12 protein-coding genes are annotated in these 17,670 nt (G+C 40.7%); 5 read left to right on the forward strand and 7 right to left on the reverse strand.

The annotated features are described in order from the left end of the window. Positions 1-10: 10 nt before the first annotated feature. From BUB28_RS09425 to BUB28_RS09450, 6 genes are all read right to left on the reverse strand, one after another. Positions 11-2,737, reverse strand: coding sequence for an amino acid adenylation domain-containing protein (locus BUB28_RS09425; protein ID WP_072950895.1), 2,727 nt, complete (start codon positions 2,735-2,737; stop codon positions 11-13). Between the two features lie 320 nt (positions 2,738-3,057). Next, positions 3,058-5,814: an ABC transporter permease gene (locus BUB28_RS09430; protein ID WP_072950897.1), complete on the reverse strand. Its 2,757-nt coding sequence runs from the start codon at positions 5,812-5,814 to the stop codon at positions 3,058-3,060. Between the two features lie 12 nt (positions 5,815-5,826). Continuing rightward, complete coding sequence (locus tag BUB28_RS09435; RefSeq protein WP_072950899.1) at positions 5,827-6,543, reverse strand: ABC transporter ATP-binding protein; 717 nt, start codon at positions 6,541-6,543, stop codon at positions 5,827-5,829. A gap of 96 nt (positions 6,544-6,639) precedes the next feature. Next, positions 6,640-7,251 (reverse strand): TetR/AcrR family transcriptional regulator, encoded by a 612-nt coding sequence (locus tag BUB28_RS09440; RefSeq protein ID WP_072950901.1) that lies wholly within the window; start codon positions 7,249-7,251, stop codon positions 6,640-6,642. A 444-nt stretch (positions 7,252-7,695) separates the two neighbouring features. Then, positions 7,696-9,279, reverse strand: coding sequence for a hypothetical protein (locus BUB28_RS09445; RefSeq protein ID WP_072950903.1), 1,584 nt, complete (start codon positions 9,277-9,279; stop codon positions 7,696-7,698). A gap of 12 nt (positions 9,280-9,291) precedes the next feature. Beyond that, entirely contained in the window at positions 9,292-9,855 is a 564-nt protein-coding gene (locus BUB28_RS09450) for an RNA polymerase sigma factor (protein WP_072950905.1), read from the reverse strand. A 266-nt stretch (positions 9,856-10,121) separates the two neighbouring features. Between BUB28_RS09450 and BUB28_RS09455 the strand changes: the two genes are divergently transcribed. The 5 genes from BUB28_RS09455 to BUB28_RS09475 all read left to right on the forward strand — a co-directional run bounded on the left by BUB28_RS09455 (position 10,122) and on the right by BUB28_RS09475 (position 16,912). Further along, a complete protein-coding gene (locus tag BUB28_RS09455; RefSeq protein WP_072950907.1) occupies positions 10,122-10,673 on the forward strand; it encodes an RNA polymerase sigma factor in 552 nt (183 codons plus the stop codon). Further along, positions 10,663-11,721: a hypothetical protein gene (locus BUB28_RS09460; RefSeq protein WP_072950909.1), complete on the forward strand. Its 1,059-nt coding sequence runs from the start codon at positions 10,663-10,665 to the stop codon at positions 11,719-11,721. Before BUB28_RS09455 ends, BUB28_RS09460 begins: the two co-directional genes overlap by 11 nt. A gap of 74 nt (positions 11,722-11,795) precedes the next feature. Next, on the forward strand, positions 11,796-15,284 hold the full coding sequence (locus tag BUB28_RS09465) for a dockerin type I repeat-containing protein (RefSeq protein ID WP_072950912.1): 3,489 nt from the start codon (positions 11,796-11,798) through the stop codon (positions 15,282-15,284). Positions 15,285-15,432: 148 nt separating this feature from the next. After that, entirely contained in the window at positions 15,433-15,987 is a 555-nt protein-coding gene (locus BUB28_RS09470; protein ID WP_072950913.1) for an RNA polymerase sigma factor, read from the forward strand. Then, complete coding sequence (locus tag BUB28_RS09475) at positions 15,980-16,912, forward strand: hypothetical protein (RefSeq protein ID WP_072950915.1); 933 nt, start codon at positions 15,980-15,982, stop codon at positions 16,910-16,912. The genes BUB28_RS09470 and BUB28_RS09475 overlap by 8 nt, the downstream gene beginning before the upstream one ends. Positions 16,913-16,965: 53 nt before the next feature. Here BUB28_RS09475 and BUB28_RS17045 read toward each other — a convergent pair. Next, positions 16,966-17,670 (reverse strand): dockerin type I domain-containing protein (locus tag BUB28_RS17045; protein ID WP_242939977.1); only part of this gene is annotated, 705 nt, incomplete at its 5' end.

Here is a 17,670-nt window from a genome sequence, read left to right on the forward strand (position 1 = left end):
TTTTTAGACATCAAAGCTCGCCTTCTTCAAATTCCGTTTCTGCAAGCTGTTCATCGATCAAAGAAGCGATATAAACAAGCGTAGGTTTTGAAAAAACATCCTTCATACCAAGCTGGATACCATACTTATTTCTTATATCTGCTATCATTCTTGAAATTGTCAAGCTGTCGCCGCCGATCTCAAGAAAACTGTTTTCTCTGTAGATCTTTCTTCCGCCAAGCAGCTCCGACCATATCTCTGCAAGACCTTTTTCGGTATCACTTGCAGGCTCTGTTCCGACTGAGCTGTTCTCCAGTTCAAACTGCTCAAGTATCTTTTTTCTGTCGACCTTGCCATTTGCCGATAATTGCCAATCAACAGTATAAAGCATCTGATGCGGTATCATATATTCAAGCAGATTTGCCCTGCAATGCGAATATATCGTATCATAATCAGCATTTGACGCGGTCTTGCCCTCAGCCTTGAAGATGAAATATCCGTTGTCGGTAAACTCTTCTCCGCTCACTGATCTGAAGCCTGTACGTTTAAGAGCACTGCACCACTCTTCTTTTGTAAGCATGGGAGATGAAGCTTTTTTTCTCTTTTCATCATAGCCGGCAAAACCGTTTTCTAAAACGCCTGCGGTTATAATGCCCATTGTTCCTATATCTTTGTTATCTAAAGCTAACAAAAGGGCATCATTTTTCATGATAATCTGAACAAAGCGAAGCCCCTTATCAACATCGGAAAAAGCGTGAAGTCCGTTTGGTATCACAACTATATCCGCAGTTTCTGCCAATGCTATATCTGCGTATGGGTATATCAGCTTTTTATACTCGATATCAATATCAATATTTGCAAAGCATTCCTTTGCATCTGAAAGCAGTCCCTCACTGCTCTCATAATATGTAATATTGACGTTATCCTTCAAATCAATGATATTGTTTAAAGCCGAAATATAAATATCTCCCTGTTTTCCGTTGAGCAAGGCTATATTTATCTTTCTTCCGCAAGTCTCCCTTGAAATTATGCAGTTTCTTACCTGTTCATTCAGCTTCTGTATGAGAGCCTTGCCTTCCTCTGAATTTATAAAAAGCTCAGACGGCGAAAGTACATCGTCTTCAAGCAGAACTTGCGGCATTTCCTCGCCTTTGAAGATCTTTTTATATAATTCTTTTCTTGAAGAGAGTATATCGTCCCATTTACCGCCGTCGGTTTCGTCCGCGGGATTAGAAGCGCTCCATTTTCTCCACAGTCCAAAAGCCTCTGAAAGGTTTTCAGCCACCATGCTTTCATCTTTAAAATCAGAAATAATATCCGCAGCAAATCGTCTTACAGCCGCTTCTGCCTGTTTTGGATAAGAAGCAGAATTCAAAGCAGATGATACAAAATCTGCCTTGAGATCATCTGACGGCTGAAGCTGTTCAGGCTCAAGCACTGCCACAAGTACAGATGCATCGTCATTCCTTTTTACCATTGCAGAGGCTGTCTTTATCCCCTCGCATGACGCAAGCTTGCTTTCTACCTCACCAAGCTCGATGCGCATACCATTGACCTTTACCTGCTGATCCATTCTTCCTGCGAAAATCATGACTCCTTCATCATTGAAGTATCCAAGATCACCTGTTCTGTACCATCTTTCGCCTGAATCATACACAAAAGAATCAGCCGTAAGCTTATCTTCGCCAACGTATCCCTTTGCAAGACCTTTTCCGCCTATCCAGAGTTCTCCGATCTCATTCACAGAAGCATCTTTTTTATCCTTAACGACTCTGAACTTCTGATCTGTAAGAGGATAGCCGTAAGGTATTGCATTCCACTCATCACGAATTTCTTTGACTTCAAAGTAATTCGACCATATTGAAGCCTCGGTAGCTCCTCCGAGAGCAACGAGCTCTGCTTTTTTACAATGCTTTTTCATCTCAGTGAAAACAGTTTTCTTTACCCAGTCTCCCGAAAGAAGTACAAGCCGCATACTTTCAAGCTGTTCATCTTCTTCAAGACTGTACATAAGCATTTCAAAAAGAGCAGGCACAGAATTCCATAGTGTAACAGAATATCTGTTTACATATCTTATCCATTCCTGCGGCTCTTTTTTAGTGCTTTCATCAAGCAGAACAACACTTCCGCCAACAGAAAGAAGTCCGAAGATATCAAAAACCGAAAGGTCAAAATCTATGGACGAGACGGCTATCGCTCTGTCATCTGCAATTATACCGTATCTTTTCTGTATATCGGTTATAGTGTTCATAGCAGCGCCATGCTGTATTTCAACGCCCTTAGGAACACCTGTGGAGCCTGACGTAAAAATGATATAAGCTGTATCCTCCACATCAGCAGAATAAGCCTCAGGAAGTTCTGCTAACTCTAAATCCTGAAGTTCATCAACTATTATATTACAGCAATCATTATATTCCGATGCAAGGCTCCCGCTAAACGTAAGACAATGCTTTATCCCTGCTTTTTCATATATTGCAGCACGCCTGTTCAATGGCTGTGACGGATCAACAGGCACATAAGCCGCACCTGCATACAAAACTCCAAGAACAGCGGCAATAAGCGTTGTTCCGCGTTTGAAGCTTACTGCGATCCTGTCATGAGGTCTTACTCCGTTCTCAGAAAGCTTCTTTGCTATTGCAGCAGCATAACAATTCAGCTCTCCGTAAGTAATACTCCTTCCGTTCACGCCTTCAACCAGTGCAATATTATCAGATCTGCTTTGGACAGACCTGATAAATCCTTCCAGTAAAGTTACCATTATTACAATTCTCCTCCAGTTAGTAATAGCTAACGAATAGACAAAAGAAAAACTCCACCTTACTCCTGATTTTAATTAGGATAGCGAAGAATACTAATATCTTTTCAATTCAGCTTGATCTCAATAACAGCATAATTCCTTTATGCATTATATCATAACGTTTCTTTCAAATCAAGCAAATCATTAATAATCTACTAATACCCTAATTTTTTTATGTTTTGATAAGAATTATTATTATTTTTTCACAATCGCTTAAAAAATCCGGATAAAAGTAAAAAGTCTCCGAAGCAGTCGCTTCGGAGACCCGATACAATATATGATCATTCTGTATTTTTTAGTGCCAGCACCTTTGGTATTTTTTTGATGCGTATAAAATCAAACACCGTGATGATAAGGTAAGCAATAAATACCATGACAAATTCTTTCACAAAGCCTGATGCAGTCATCTTAAACTCAAACCAGCCGCCCAGCTCCATCAGCATTGAACGCCAATAGCTCTTCATGAAAATATATCCAAGATACAGACTTATAAGCTCGGTAATTATAGTAACCAGCGCAGTCGTTATCATGTACAGTGAAGATATCTCGCCGTCACGATAACCAAGTATCTTGACCATTGATATAGACCTCTCATTCTTTTCAATAATTATCTTAGTCAGAAGATAAAGAACAGCTGCTGATATTATAACGCATAAATACTGGAAATACGACATATATGCTCCCAGTGAATTATCAAGCTGATTAGCTATCTTTGCAACATCATCAGATGTTATCACCTTTGCAATATATTTTTCATCAATATCCGTTATTTCCTCATCAGTAAAATATCCTGTAAAATATCCTTCCTTCTTGCCGAATTCAGATCTGAACATATCATTGGACATAAACACGGCAATTCCTGCGGAGTAATCGAATATATCATATACTCTCCAGCGATAATCCTTATTTTCGTATTTCTCGGAAAGATCGATCATATCGTCCTTTTTTATGTCATATTTATCCGCAAAAGCCTTTGAAACGTATACAGCATTGCTGCCTGATCCGAAATAGCCCTTGTCAAGCTTTATGTAGCGACTGCCCTCTTCCGAACCGTATACCATTACCTCTTCGGTAAAACCTTTTCTCTTGTAGTTCAGCGAAACCATAGAAAAACGTTCCGCACCTTCTGAATTTGTTTCAATAACATTGCCGTCGCTATCTTTAGTAGAGGTAAGAATAATCTGATGATCTGCAAACATCATTTCATCGACCGACTCCTTATAGCTTGAAAGCGTTGTAGGCATTCCGACTGCCATTGAAAGCAGCACCATTACAAAAGTAATACCTACAAAAAGCATTATATAATTTGGTATATTCTGGAGGAAAACACGCATACGAAATCTTGAGAAGAATTTCCACCTCGGCAGACGTATTGCCTTTTTTCTGCGCGATCTTTTCAGATCATGCCTGAGAAATCTCAAAGGTGTGAGCCTGAGAGAATATACTATAACGATAAGATTTATGATAAGCATTATAGCGATAGGAATTATCGTTGTTCTGATAAACGCTTCACTTGTCCAGAGCGTTTTATATGAAGGCAGGCTGTAGCTTGCTCTGTACATTCCGACTATGATGTCCTTGAAAACGGTATATCCTAATATATTTCCGACTATTGCTGCAAACACTCCGATTATAAGCGGAGCACTCATATAATATCTGACAAGCTCGCCCTTAGTGTAGCCTGAAGCTCTGAGAGTACCAATAACAGAAGCTTCCTTTTCAAGCGTCGTGCTGATGGTTACAGCAAATATAAACGCAAGCACCGCTGTAAGGATATAAAGCAGAACTCCGCCCATAGCCTTATCGTTGCCCATATCGTCCGTAGCAAAATTGATTGCCTCGGAAAGATATGCAGGAACATACTCCTTTATCTCCTGTTCTTCTTCTGACACTGCTGTCTGCGAAATAAGAACTTTCAGGAAGCTGTCTGATTTTTCCTTTTCTTCGATCTCATCAGACGGCTTTTCAGTATATCTGAACGCATAGTTTTTATGTTCCGATGAATTTAAACCATCGTAGCCTTCCTTTGTCATAACGCCAACATCAAAAGTAAGAGCGTTAAACATAGTGTCGGTATTGCTCTCAAAAAGAGTCGTATAATCAACAAGAGCAATAAGACCGCATATTTTGAATTCCTTTCCGCCCACGATCAGGCTGTCACCGACTTTAAGCTTCTTATTATCGGCGTGCATACGATCAATAGCTATCTCATCGGCATTTTGCGGAGCTTTTCCTTCAAGGATATCATACCTGTCGACCTTATCACGATCAATATAAACTCTTACAGTTCCCTCATACGAAGCATCGGAATTTATCCTTTCATCAAGCTCTTTGTAGAAAAGCTCATATATATTAACTGGCACAGGAACTGCATTTGCATCGAGCTCATAGTTTTCTTTTGCTTCTCCGATTTTTTCATCTATCTCTTCGTCTATCTTTTTCTTTGCCTCTTCAAGGCCATCCTCCAAAGCGTCCTTGTATTCATCAGAGTCATATGCTTTCTCCAATGCTTCCTTTACAGCTTTATCGTAATTCTCGTCCATTGCAGCAGAAAGAGCTTTTTTGAACATCTCTTCCTTCTGCTCATCGGTCATTGCATTTTCTGTTTCCGCAGACGCAGAATAGATCTTTTCTTTAACCTGCTGTTCTATTGCAGAAGCAACGCTTTCTTCTATATTTTCCTTTATAGCGTCGCGTACAGCCTTTTCGACCTCTCCTTCCGCCTCTTTGTAGGCTCTTTCACGAAGTATTACTGCAACATCTGCCTGTTCGCCTTTTTCAAGTGCTGATAAAAGCTCAGCATCTGCCTCGGAAGAAAGCTCAAAATGGCCGTCTTCACGAGCATATGTATCAACACTCTCAGCAAGTGAATGCTCCATACTGTTATTAGCAACATACATACCTGATACAAACGCTATTGTCAAAACAAGCATTAAAAAAATCATGAGATAGCGTTTCCAGTCTCTTAAGCAATCGCGCCATACCCTTTTTCTAAGAGGATTTTTACAGCGTGCGCCGTTTTTTATTTCATTCTCCATTATATCCTCCCATTACCATTCGAGCTCGGCAGCTGTGATCTTCTTGGTATTCATGTCATCGTGACGTATCTTTCCGTCACGCAGCTTTATAACATGATCTGCCATAAGTTTTATCGCCTCGTTATGAGTAACCATGATTATTGTATTGCCGTATTTTTGATTTATTTCTTCGATAAGCTGAAGTATCTCTTTAGATGTTGTATAATCGAGCGCACCTGTCGGCTCGTCACACAGAAGAAGATCAGGATTTTTAACTATAGCTCTGCCAATAGATACTCGCTGCTGCTGTCCTCCTGAAAGCTGGTTAGGCAGCTTGTGACGATGCTCATAAAGTCCAAGGGTCTTCAAAAGCTCATCAATATCAAGCGGCGAATCCGAAAGATATGCACCTGTTTCTATATTCTCCTTAACATTGAGATTAGGGATAAGATTATACATCTGAAAAACATATCCCAGATGCTTTCTCCTGTAGTTGGTAAGTCCCTTTTCATTCATAGCACTCAGCTTATCCCCTGCTATCAGTATCTCTCCCTTATCAGCACTGTCTATACCTCCAAGTATATTCAAAAGAGTGGATTTTCCCGAACCTGACGGACCGAGAAGCACACAAAATTCTCCTTTTGCAACAGTAAAATCAATACCTTTCAACACATCCTGTTTGGTATCCCCCGTACCAAAGCTTTTGGTCAATCCGCTGACCTTTAAAAACTTCTTATCTGCTCGACTCATAAATACTTCTCCTTTTATAATATTTACAAAAAATTAGCATCAGCTAATTAGTATGCACTAACATATTTATCAAAAAAATACTCATGATATATACTATCAAGAGGAATTCATAATATAAGAAAAACCTGCTGCATAAAAATCATACAATTCCTTCATGCACTTTTTGGCTTTAGGCAAAGGATAATCGTGTTTTATCATTTCAAAAAGGCCTGAAAACATACCGCTTACTACAATGTAAGCAAGCTCGGGAGAAACAACTTCCTCTTTTTTTGAAACAGTTCCGATGAAGAGCTCAGACGATTCGATCTCTCGCAAAGCAAGCGTATGTACAATATCATCATATTCAGTTCCCTCAGCACCTGATATGAGTATTCGGAATTCAGGAATATGCAGATACATATAATCAAGCATTTCCATAAAACAATTACTGCCTACCTCGTTTACAGCTTCATTATTTTTATTGTACGAAAAATCAAACACCTTGTTTCTCGCTTTATCATAAAGAACAAGCATTTGCCGATAATGAACGCCGACTATAGCATCAAAAAGTTCCTTCTTGCTTTTGAAATACCAGTATAACGAGCCCGTAGTAACACTTGCACTCTTAACTATATTCCTCAAAGAAGCAGAATGATATCCATTTCTCAAAAATTCTTCTTTTGCAGCATTAAGTATACGTTCATATGTATCATTGTTTTTTTCAGACATTTTATCACTTCTTTTAAAGCACTTTTCCTCTTAACTATATAACACTGTTATAGTAAAGTCAATATGTGCAAACAATTATCATCTATTAACACAAAAACACTTGAGAATTGATAAAAAATTATATATAACATTGTTATGTATATGACGATTTTTGATAGTCACGGCTAACAAATTATTTTTGCAGTAATTCAATAAATTATTATATTATTGTAATATAGCACTAACCAATATTTTTCCAAAAAACAACCGCAACATAGCTCCTGTATGCATTAATGACTTCATCAATAAGAACAAAGACACCCTGTAAAGCAAATACAGGATGCCTTTGGTTGATACATAGATTTTTTGATATTTATTTGGAAATGGATTTGGGAAGAGTCTTTCCTCAGAATGTTTCCCCCGATAAAAGGTATAAGCTTCTATATAAATCACGGTTATATGCGCTCAATCAAGCTCAACTATCAGAGACTTTCCGCTCTCAACATTTACCGTTACCTGCTCCGTAGACTCAGGGATATCGTAATGTGGCAGAGTATCGGCTTCAAGTTTGTTCTTCATCATTGCCTTTATATCATCAAGCTCAAATAAGCTGTAACCGTTACTGTTACGCTGTATATAGACTTTTCCACACTTGTAAAGCATACCGAATTCATTTCCCACAGAGCTGTACAGACCATTTTTGCCTTCGGATACGAAAAAGGCATATTCCTTACCGATAATAGGAACTTCTCCGCTGAAAACTATCTCATGATAGTATTCGTTGTCTATCTCCTCCTCTGTCATATTTATTCCGTCACCGTACTTGCCGCCCGTATTGTACAGATCATCACCTCTCATTTCTCTCAAGGAGATATAGCCTCCGCCAGTAGCTATGCTGACCTTATCTCCTACAGAAACCTTGCCTGCAATATCATCTGTTACGGTGACATCTATCTGAGTATAGGGAGTACCGCCGTGTTCAAATAGCTCTGTTTTATATGATATGCTGTCAACAGTACCGATAATAAGGTTATCGGCGTGAGCAGCATCATTCTCTATCTTTTCTAAATCAAAAACATACTCACATATCGGCTCATATTCTCTTATATGCTTGCCTTTAAGCTCATCGGGAAGAGTAGGAGCTTCAAATATCTTTTCGGGAACAGATATTATATTCGCCCATACCTCACCATTCTTATTATATATGATATCAGCCGCAGAATCAACAGTTACAAGATTATATCCCTTATTTACCTGCTCAAAGGTGATATTTCCGCTGTATGGCGGAATACCCGCATCAAGCTCAATAACGGTATTGTCCTCATATATGCCGTATGTTCCGTCAACTGTGCCGAACAACGCTATACTGCCCTTCTGCAATGCCTCATTGAGCTTAGGTGCATAGCCCTCACTGCCATAAAACGACGGCTCACCATTCAGAGGAAAGCGCATATCGCAATTTATAAATCCGATGTAGCTGTTTTCGTTTACTACAGGAAATATCCATAAATTCATGTCTGCGATAACAGAGTCATTATCAACAAGAACGGATTTGAACGGCTTTGCAACAGCGGCATTTTCATAAGGTCCGCCGCTGAGCTGTAAAGGATTTTCTGGCGAGGTATAGTTTTCATAGGACATTTTGAACATATCCTTATCAAGAATATCCTCGTATGGTATCTCCTCTGTTGAGCCTATCAGTTCAGCAGCAGAAAAATCATCGGGTCTGCCTGTACGTCTGCCATCTCTTACAGGGCGATTTTTCATAAGCAACGCTCCGCCTGTCACCACACCTGCGCAGAGCACAAATACAGCCGCAGCAGTAAACAGCTTTTTCCACACAGGTCTGCGGTATATCTCGGTACCCGAAACTGTTTCGGAATATTCGTCCTCGCTCTTCCCAGCCCTGCTTTTATAAAGAGTTTCAGACCTTTCATACAGTCTGGAGATGTCATTATCTGAAACTGCTCTATAGCTTTCCGAAAGCCTGTCAACCGTTTTATCATCAGCATTTTCAAGTATATCAAGGTTAAGATCATTATTATTCATAGATAACCCTCCTCATAAAGAGATACCTGCTTTTTCAAGCATTTCCTTCAGTTTCCTGACGGCTCGTCCGCTGCGGACTCTTATATTTTCGGGAGTCATCGGCACTATCTCGGCTATTTCCTTTGCACTTCGTCCGTAGTAGTATTTCTGCATTATCAGCGTTGCATCAGGCTCGCCAAGTTCCGCGATCATATCAAGTATTATCCTGCGCCTCTCATTAGCATCTGCTTCACTTTCAATATCATGCTCTGATCTCAGCTCCTGCACAAGATCATCGTCTATGGAAACAGTATCAACGACTGAACATTTCTTTTTATAGATAAGCCCTGCCTTTCGCCTTGCGATTGTACCGATAAAGCCCGAAATGTCACCGCTGATCTCCTTTTCAGTGTCATAAAAGCAGTAAACGTCCGCAAATACATCACATACACATTCCTCAATATCCTCACGGCTGCCGCAGCTTCTGAGCCTGTTGAAAACTATGGTATAAACATAATTGCAATAAGTCTCAAACAGCTCCCTATGAGCCTGCTGAGGGGATATTTTCATTTTATTGCGAAACTCCTCGTGTGTCATTCTCCTCACCGCCTTCAAGCTTTATAAATGCATTTATTATGGCTTTCACTATATCTATTGTAAATTATACAGCAAAACATAACAGGCTACAAGATATTTTTATATTTTAATTAATAGCGTTAATAAAAAACTGTTGTAATAAGTTTTATGCCATGATATAATGATTAAAAATAAAAAATATTTAGATATGCTTTGACCTTTTCATAAAAAATGGTACTAATAAAGTGAAAGGGTTTAAAAAATGACCTGAGAGGAGGGCTCCCCCTATGGATAACGGTGAAAGTAGCTACCGCCGTTTTCTTGCGGGCGACAATGAGGGACTTCATGAGATAATCTGTGCCTATCGGGCAGGTTTGATACTTTATTTGAACAGCTTTGTTCAGGATATCCATACAGCTGAAGAACTGACCGAGGACACTTTTTTTGAGCTCATGAAAAAACGTCCTAAGTTCTCGGGGAAAAGCTCGTTCAAAACATGGCTGTATGCTATCGGGCGGAATATTACCGCAAAATATTTCCGAAAGCATACAAAGCTCAGTGTCGTTCCGTTGGAAGAACAGGATAATCATGCCGACGAGGAAAATATCGAAGGCGATTACATAAAAAGTGAGCAAAAGCGCACAGTCCACAAGGCTATGCACCGATTGAAGCTTGAATACCGTCAGATACTGTATCTCAGCTATTTTGAGGGCTTCAGCAATTCGGAGGCAGCCATAATAATGCACAAAAGCAATAAGCAGATAAAGGCATTGCTGTATAACGCCAAAAAAGCGTTAAAGACCGAACTGGAAAGGAGTGGCTTTGAGTATGAAGAATAACGATGAGATGTATCAGAGCTTACTTTCCAGATATGACGAATATCAGGAGAAAAAGAAAAAACGGGGACTTTTCATCAAGCGCACTGTACCGATATTAGCTTGTTTCTGCCTGACAGTAGTCATCGGGCTCGGTTATTACAAGCACCTCGACCGACCGTCAGATGTTCCTGTAAAGCCTCAGGTGACTGACGATGCTTTGATCGAAACTGAAACAACAACTGCTCCGACAACAACTGCGCAGCTGTCTGTTACTCAGACTGTCACACAAACAGAAGCCGTCACCACTGCTGTAACTGCTTCAAAAGCGAACAAAACAACTGCAACAGCGGTAAATCATATACATACAACTGCTGTTACCTATACGGCTGCAACCCGCAGTACAAAGCCAAGCTCCGCAGCTCCTTCCACAACGCAGACAGCTAAAACTACTGCATCATTCACAAATACACAGGTTTCGACATCGACTAAAGCGGCAGCTCAAAAAGACGAGCCGTTCCCTGAGGTTACACAGACAACAAGCGGAGAACCTATTCATGCATCTCCGGGTATTTCCACCACTACGAATGGAGGTTCATATAGCCCTATATCAACAACAGATGTTCCTCATAAGCCCACGGCATCTCTTACGGTAAACGTTTATAATTCATATTACCACAGATCTGCCGATAATTCCCCTATAAATACAGAAATGGTCACAGGCAAGGTCATACCCGTAAATAACGACTTCTCAAACAGTCAGGACGTCAGCAAGGGAATCGGTATCCTGTTTGATATCGAGTCACAGGGATATACCACTTACTTATCCACCGATAACGGAAACTTCAGGTGGTGGGATATAGGAAATCTCAGTGCACCTGTTGTAAGCTTCGGCTCAACATATAGTATAGGCAACGGCGGAACGATTCTATGGGAACCGCTCACACAGAACCATTCCGAAAGCACGATAATTCTTGAAAGCTATGATAAAGACAACAATGTAAGGTATGATAAGATCGTTATAACTCAGGTCGATGACAATTCATTCACTGCCGTGCTTAAAGACTCATGATATAAGATCACGGAAGTTAAGGAATATTAAGCTTTGGAGAAATGTATTGAAAAAATGAAAAAAGAGGTGTTATTATGAAAAAGAAGATCATGTCCATAATGCTTGCAGCAGCCTGTCTTACAGCTCCTTTTGCAGGCACAGCAACAGCATATGCTGCTGAAAGCGCACCCTCAAGGGACATTCTCAAGGGAGATGCCAACTGCGACAACGAAGTTGATATGTCCGATATCGTGCTTATAATGCAGGCTCTTGCAAATCCTAACAAGTACGGCGAAGGCGGTACAGCAGAGACACACCTTACCGCACAGGGAAAGTTAAATGCAGATATTGACGGCGACGGACTTACCGTAGGCGATGCACAGGCAATACAGAAGATGCTGCTTGGTATAACCGACTCTACAGTTAGCAGTAAGCCTTGCCCGACACAGAGGATAGTATTGAACTATGAGTCCTTCTGCAAGCTTGGTGAAACGCTCAAAGTCGATGCTGCAATGGGCGACAGCTACTCATATCATGAAGAATATGGCGGCTATCCGACTTTCGATACTCCCGGTCACGCCGAATACGGAATAAACGCCTGCGATCTCGGTACATATAAGAAAATAGATAATTCCCCGCTTATCATAAACGGAGAAAAAAGCGAATACAAAAAAGTGTATACAAAAGATGATATGAAATCCCTTGATATCAGCCGTAAATACGATGACTATGCTTCATATCATCACGAAACTGCCGAGATAGATTTCTCCAATTATGAAATAGGCAGCTCGGGAAACATAGACTTCCATTTCTATTGGATCTATGATGAAGAAAATCCATATGATGCATCAAGTAAATATTCGGGAATGAGTACAATAATAGGCTTCTATGTAGGTGAAAAGGCAATTGCTATCGGAGCAAGTGCTGATGATGCAAAGCTCAGATATATCGCTGAATACGGTGCTCAGTCCGATGTACAGTCCGCTCTTGGCGATATCGTATCAATAAGGACTCCTTACGATCCTGCTATGAGCAATTGGTCGGGTATCGGCATTTTACTGGAATTTGATTCTCCCGAATATAATGTTTCACTTGAAGCCGCTGACGGTCACTTTACATACTGGGATATAAAAGCAGGAAGCGGACCAATAAAAAATATGGGCACAACATATGAAATAGGCAAAACCGGCTATATTTTCTGGACTCCCGATGACCTGCGCTATCCCGAGAACTATGAAACAGAAATAATCGTTAAGGGAACAAATGGCGATAAGTCCGTTGAGCTTGGCAAGATATATGTAACTCAGGGCGAAAGCTCAAAGCTTACTGCTTCACTTGAAATGCCTGATACAGCTCCCCTTACTCCCCTGACTCAGCCTATCGGAGTAAAGAGCCTTAATGACGCTGTCACTACTATCGCCAATTATGATCTCAAGGATTATGATGAACACTACCACGACAGCTATAAGCAGATGTTCGCAAGCTTCAAAAATGACGGATATATCTATCATTTCACAGAAAAAGACGGTGCTGAAAAAATTCAGCTCAGCGGAATGGCTCTTATGTCGCGCATGAGTTATGAGGACATCGGCATAATCTACAATGTGAACTATAAGGGCAAGAAATACCAGATATGCTACTATCTGAATGACTCAGATTATGCCTCGGCAAGCTTCAGGGAATACTTTGACAGCAGACTTGGCTTCAAAGTCGCAAAAACTATTGATGATAAGTACATTATCCTTGATAACGGCAAGAATGACATAAGCGCATTTTTCAACATTGACGACAGTCATTACTGCAAGGTAAGGACATATGATTCCGAAGCTGATCTTACAGAGCTGCTCAACGTTCTAAGCTGCGAAAAGATAAGCCTTGAAAAAGATATTACTCCTTCCGAGCCTACGACGATAGGCTTCAACAGCTATGAGGAATATACAAAGTATATCGAGGAAAACGGTCTTGCAGACAAGATAGTTACCTATGACCAGCTCACTCAGTACGGAAAGTTCGTTCAGTTTTCTATAAATAGCCGCTGGATGTATGATAATTCCTTCTCCCTTTTCTACATCTTTAATGACGGCTCAGGCAAGAACTACGATCTGATAATCAATGATCTTCCGCAGTATTCAGAGGATTTAGTTGCTTATCCAAAGCTCACTGATGCTCAGATAAACAAGTCCGACATGAGGACTGCAAATACCAATGCAGACAACGCATATTATGAGTTTAATGATAAGTACTACATTTACTCAAAAGGCAATCTTGCTCAGATAAAGTGGTTCGATGAAAAGCACGCTTACATTCTCATAGGAAATCCAATGCTTAATGATTATCCGAAGGTGGACAACACCTATATGGCTAAGCTCCTTGACATAAGCTCTGCAAACATTGACAACTCCGAATACCTTATAGGCGGAGCCGAGAGCAGCAGTGCTTCAACAACGCAGAGACTTGTACTGAACTGCGATTCATTCTGTGCAAAGGGCGAAGTTCTCAAAGTAGATATGGCTATGGGAGATATCTTATCACGTCAGAATTATTCTGATTACGATTCGGATGGCTATCCAAATTCAGGACACCATGAATACAGCATCATGGCTACAGAAAACTACAAAATAATCGACGATGAAAGACTCCTCATAAATGGTGAGAAAAGCATGTTCACAAAAGAGTTTGCAAAGGAAGATCTGGAGTCGATCGATATCAGCGCCAACATCGGCTGCTATGACCTTTACCACCATGAAACTGCCGAGATAGACTTCTCCAATTACAAAACAGGAAACACAGGCTGTATCACATTCAGATTCGGCTGGAAAGCTGACGAAAAAAAACGTTTTATGGAGCAGACAATGTATTTCTATGTGGGTGAAAACGGTATCGGTATCAGCAATAACGGCTGGGAAGCTGCACAGATAGCCTATGAAGCTAAATCCGATGATGACATCATGTTCTATGACTCGATCTATGTGAAATGGAACGGAAAAGAAGTAATGTCCAACCTGTACGAAAAGCTCCGCAAGCCAAGTAACGAAGTGCTCACGATAAACTTCAAGCTTTCATCAAGTCCAGACTACAATTACGTATACAAAGGTAAAAAATTATCAGAGTATGCAAACGCAAATTACAGTGAGTACATGGAGAAGCTCCGCGACCTTATGGGATACGGTCCTACACTGAAATACGGCGAAATAGTCTACACAACAGGTACTCCCACCGGCATGAAATGGACGAAGGAATGGTATGAGGACAGAGTCGAATACTTCGGTGAGGAGCTCCTTTCAAAATATATCGTTGACGGAGAATTCCTTGAGGAAAAACTCAGACTTGATATCAACGAATTAATGAAAGAAAACCGTATTGCCAATGACGAAGCTGAAAAGGCTTATTACAGGCACATAGCTGATGAAGCCGTAAAACAGCTTGATAAACAGAACATCAGATATGAGTATATGAACGACCCGAAGCGTCTGGTGATTTACGTAACTGTCGATGAATTCAAAGCACTTTCCCTTGATAATATAGCACGATACGGACTTGATATTTCCGTTGCTAACGGCTTGGGTGTTGACGCAATAACCTGATATTCAGCTTATACCGCAAACAGCCTGTACTTAAAGTACAGGCTGTTTTTATCGTCTCCGAAAAATTTCCGTAAAAGTGAAATATACTCTGAAATAATTCAACTATATAAGTAAGAGGACCTCACGCCTCACGAAAGGAGGCTCAGCCATGGACGATAATTCAATAATAGAATTGTTCCGCAAAAGAGATGAGACAGCAATAGCAGAATTGCAGCGAAAATATCATAAGCTCTGCTTTTATATCGCAGGAAATATCCTTTCTCACCTACAGGACATAGAGGAATGTGTGAATTCAGCATATTATGAGGTCTGGAGCAATATCCCTCCCGACTCTCCCACTGACCTGAAAACCTATCTCTGCCACACAGTCAAGCACAAGGCTCTGGACAAGCTCAAATACAATTCCGCAGAAAAACGCAGCAACAAGTTTGCCGTTTCGCTGGACGAGCTTTCCGAATGTATCCCAGACTACCGAGAGGATATGGGTGAGGAAAAAGCACTCGCCGAGGCTATAAGCCGTTTTCTCAGAACTCAGGACGAGCTGCAGCGAAAGGTATTCGTAAGACGTTACTGGTACGGTGACAGTCTTGCCCAAATATCAGAATACTTCGATATCAAGGAGCGTACAGCTGCAACTTATCTTTTTCGGACGCGAAAAAAGCTGAAGGCTTATTTAAAGAAAGAGGGTTACGATTATGAATAAGCTGAAATTTTTTAAAGTAATTGACCTTATCGACGACGATCTTATAAAAGAGGCTGAGATAAAACAAAAGCATATGTCGTCAGCAGATAGTAAAAATGAAAAGAATATCACGGTTTCAGGAGTTGAGCTTTATCACGAGAGCAAATGGCAGAAATATGCTCTTATTGCGGCGGTTTTCCTGCTTGTTGCAGGTCTCGGTGCAGGCGGAGCACTGATGTTCAGAAATCGTCCGCCTATGCTCGATGATCCTGCTCTCCCCTCGGATATATCGGAAACTAATGAGACTTCGCCATTTGAAAAGAAGACCGATAGCGAGTCTGCAACAGAAACAAAGAAAAAAGAAACAACAACAAAAGAAAGTACAAATAAAGATACAGCCGTAACTATTGCCGTAAATGAAGAAAACAAATCGGCTGTAACAACTGATTCAGAACCTGTAAACGCTGAGACAAATATGATATCTCAAAGCAACAGTAAAACCGTAACTACTCAGGCTGATAAAGGCGGTGTTGAAGAATTCGTAAGCCGTGCACAGCAATTTCCTGTGGTAACTTCGCCTGACGGCAGCCAACAACCAATTGCTACAAAGCCAAAGGATTATACCTTTACCGAACCGTCAGAGCCTGTTGACGTAATAATTGTCACTAAGCCAACTGAACCTGTTACCTCTCCTGCACAGCCTGAAAAAAATATATCTGACGAACCTATTACATTTTATTGTTATACCTGTCCCGAAATGTTCGAGATAGTCCGCAGCCTTTCATATATGCCTTACACCTGTGACGGGTTGCCGGACACATCAATTACAGACAGTGACGGAACTGTTTACCAGCTCAACTTCAGAGAACGTTGGGTATGGCGAAACGGTAAAGAAGAAGCACATATGCCAGACCGTCTTTACCAGTTATTCTGCGGAGACTGTTAACATCTGAATATAAAAGAAAGCCGTATTCATTGCGAATACGGCTTTTCTTAATGTTATTTGCCTTGAACGAATTCCTTCAGCGTGAGCAAATCACCGTCATGAGATACAGAAATGTATGCATAGTAACAGAGAACGTAAGATGCGTCAAGAGCGTCTACCTTACCGTCACCGTTAACGTCATATGCTTCCTTCTGCTTTTTGGTCAGCGGTACTGTCTGCGAAGTTGAATTCTTTGCATAAATTGTAAGGATAATGCTTGCATCAACTGCGTCTATCTTTCCGTCACCAGATGCATCGCCCATTTCAATATCAGGTCCTTCATCAATTTCTGTAGTTGTAGTTACAGTGCTTGTGGTAGTAGTTGATGTCGTTGTGGAAGTTGAGGTTGAAGTAGATGTTGTCGTAGTTGTTGTTTCTGAGGTCGTTGAAGTTGTTGATGTTGTAGTTGTGGTGCTTGTGGTAGTTTCTGTAGTTTCAGAGGTTGTTGTTGTTTCGGTCGTTGTTTCTGTGGTCTCTGTAGTAGTTGTGGTAGTAGTTGTTGTAGTTGAAGTAGTTGTGGTTGATGTAGTTGTAGTAGTAGTCGTTGTAGTAGTTGTGGTGGTTGATGTAGTGGTTGTTGTTGTAGCCTTTGATGTTGTAGATGTAGTTGTCTTGCTTGTTGTAGTCGTTGCCTTTGATGTTGTAGTTGTAGTAGGCTTGCTTGTTGTGGTCGTTGCCTTTGATGTTGTAGTTGTAGTAGGCTTACTTGTTGTGGTCGT

The organism is Ruminococcus flavefaciens (assembly GCF_900143025.1).
Classification (GTDB): Bacteria; Bacillota; Clostridia; order Oscillospirales; family Ruminococcaceae; genus Ruminococcus; species Ruminococcus flavefaciens_I.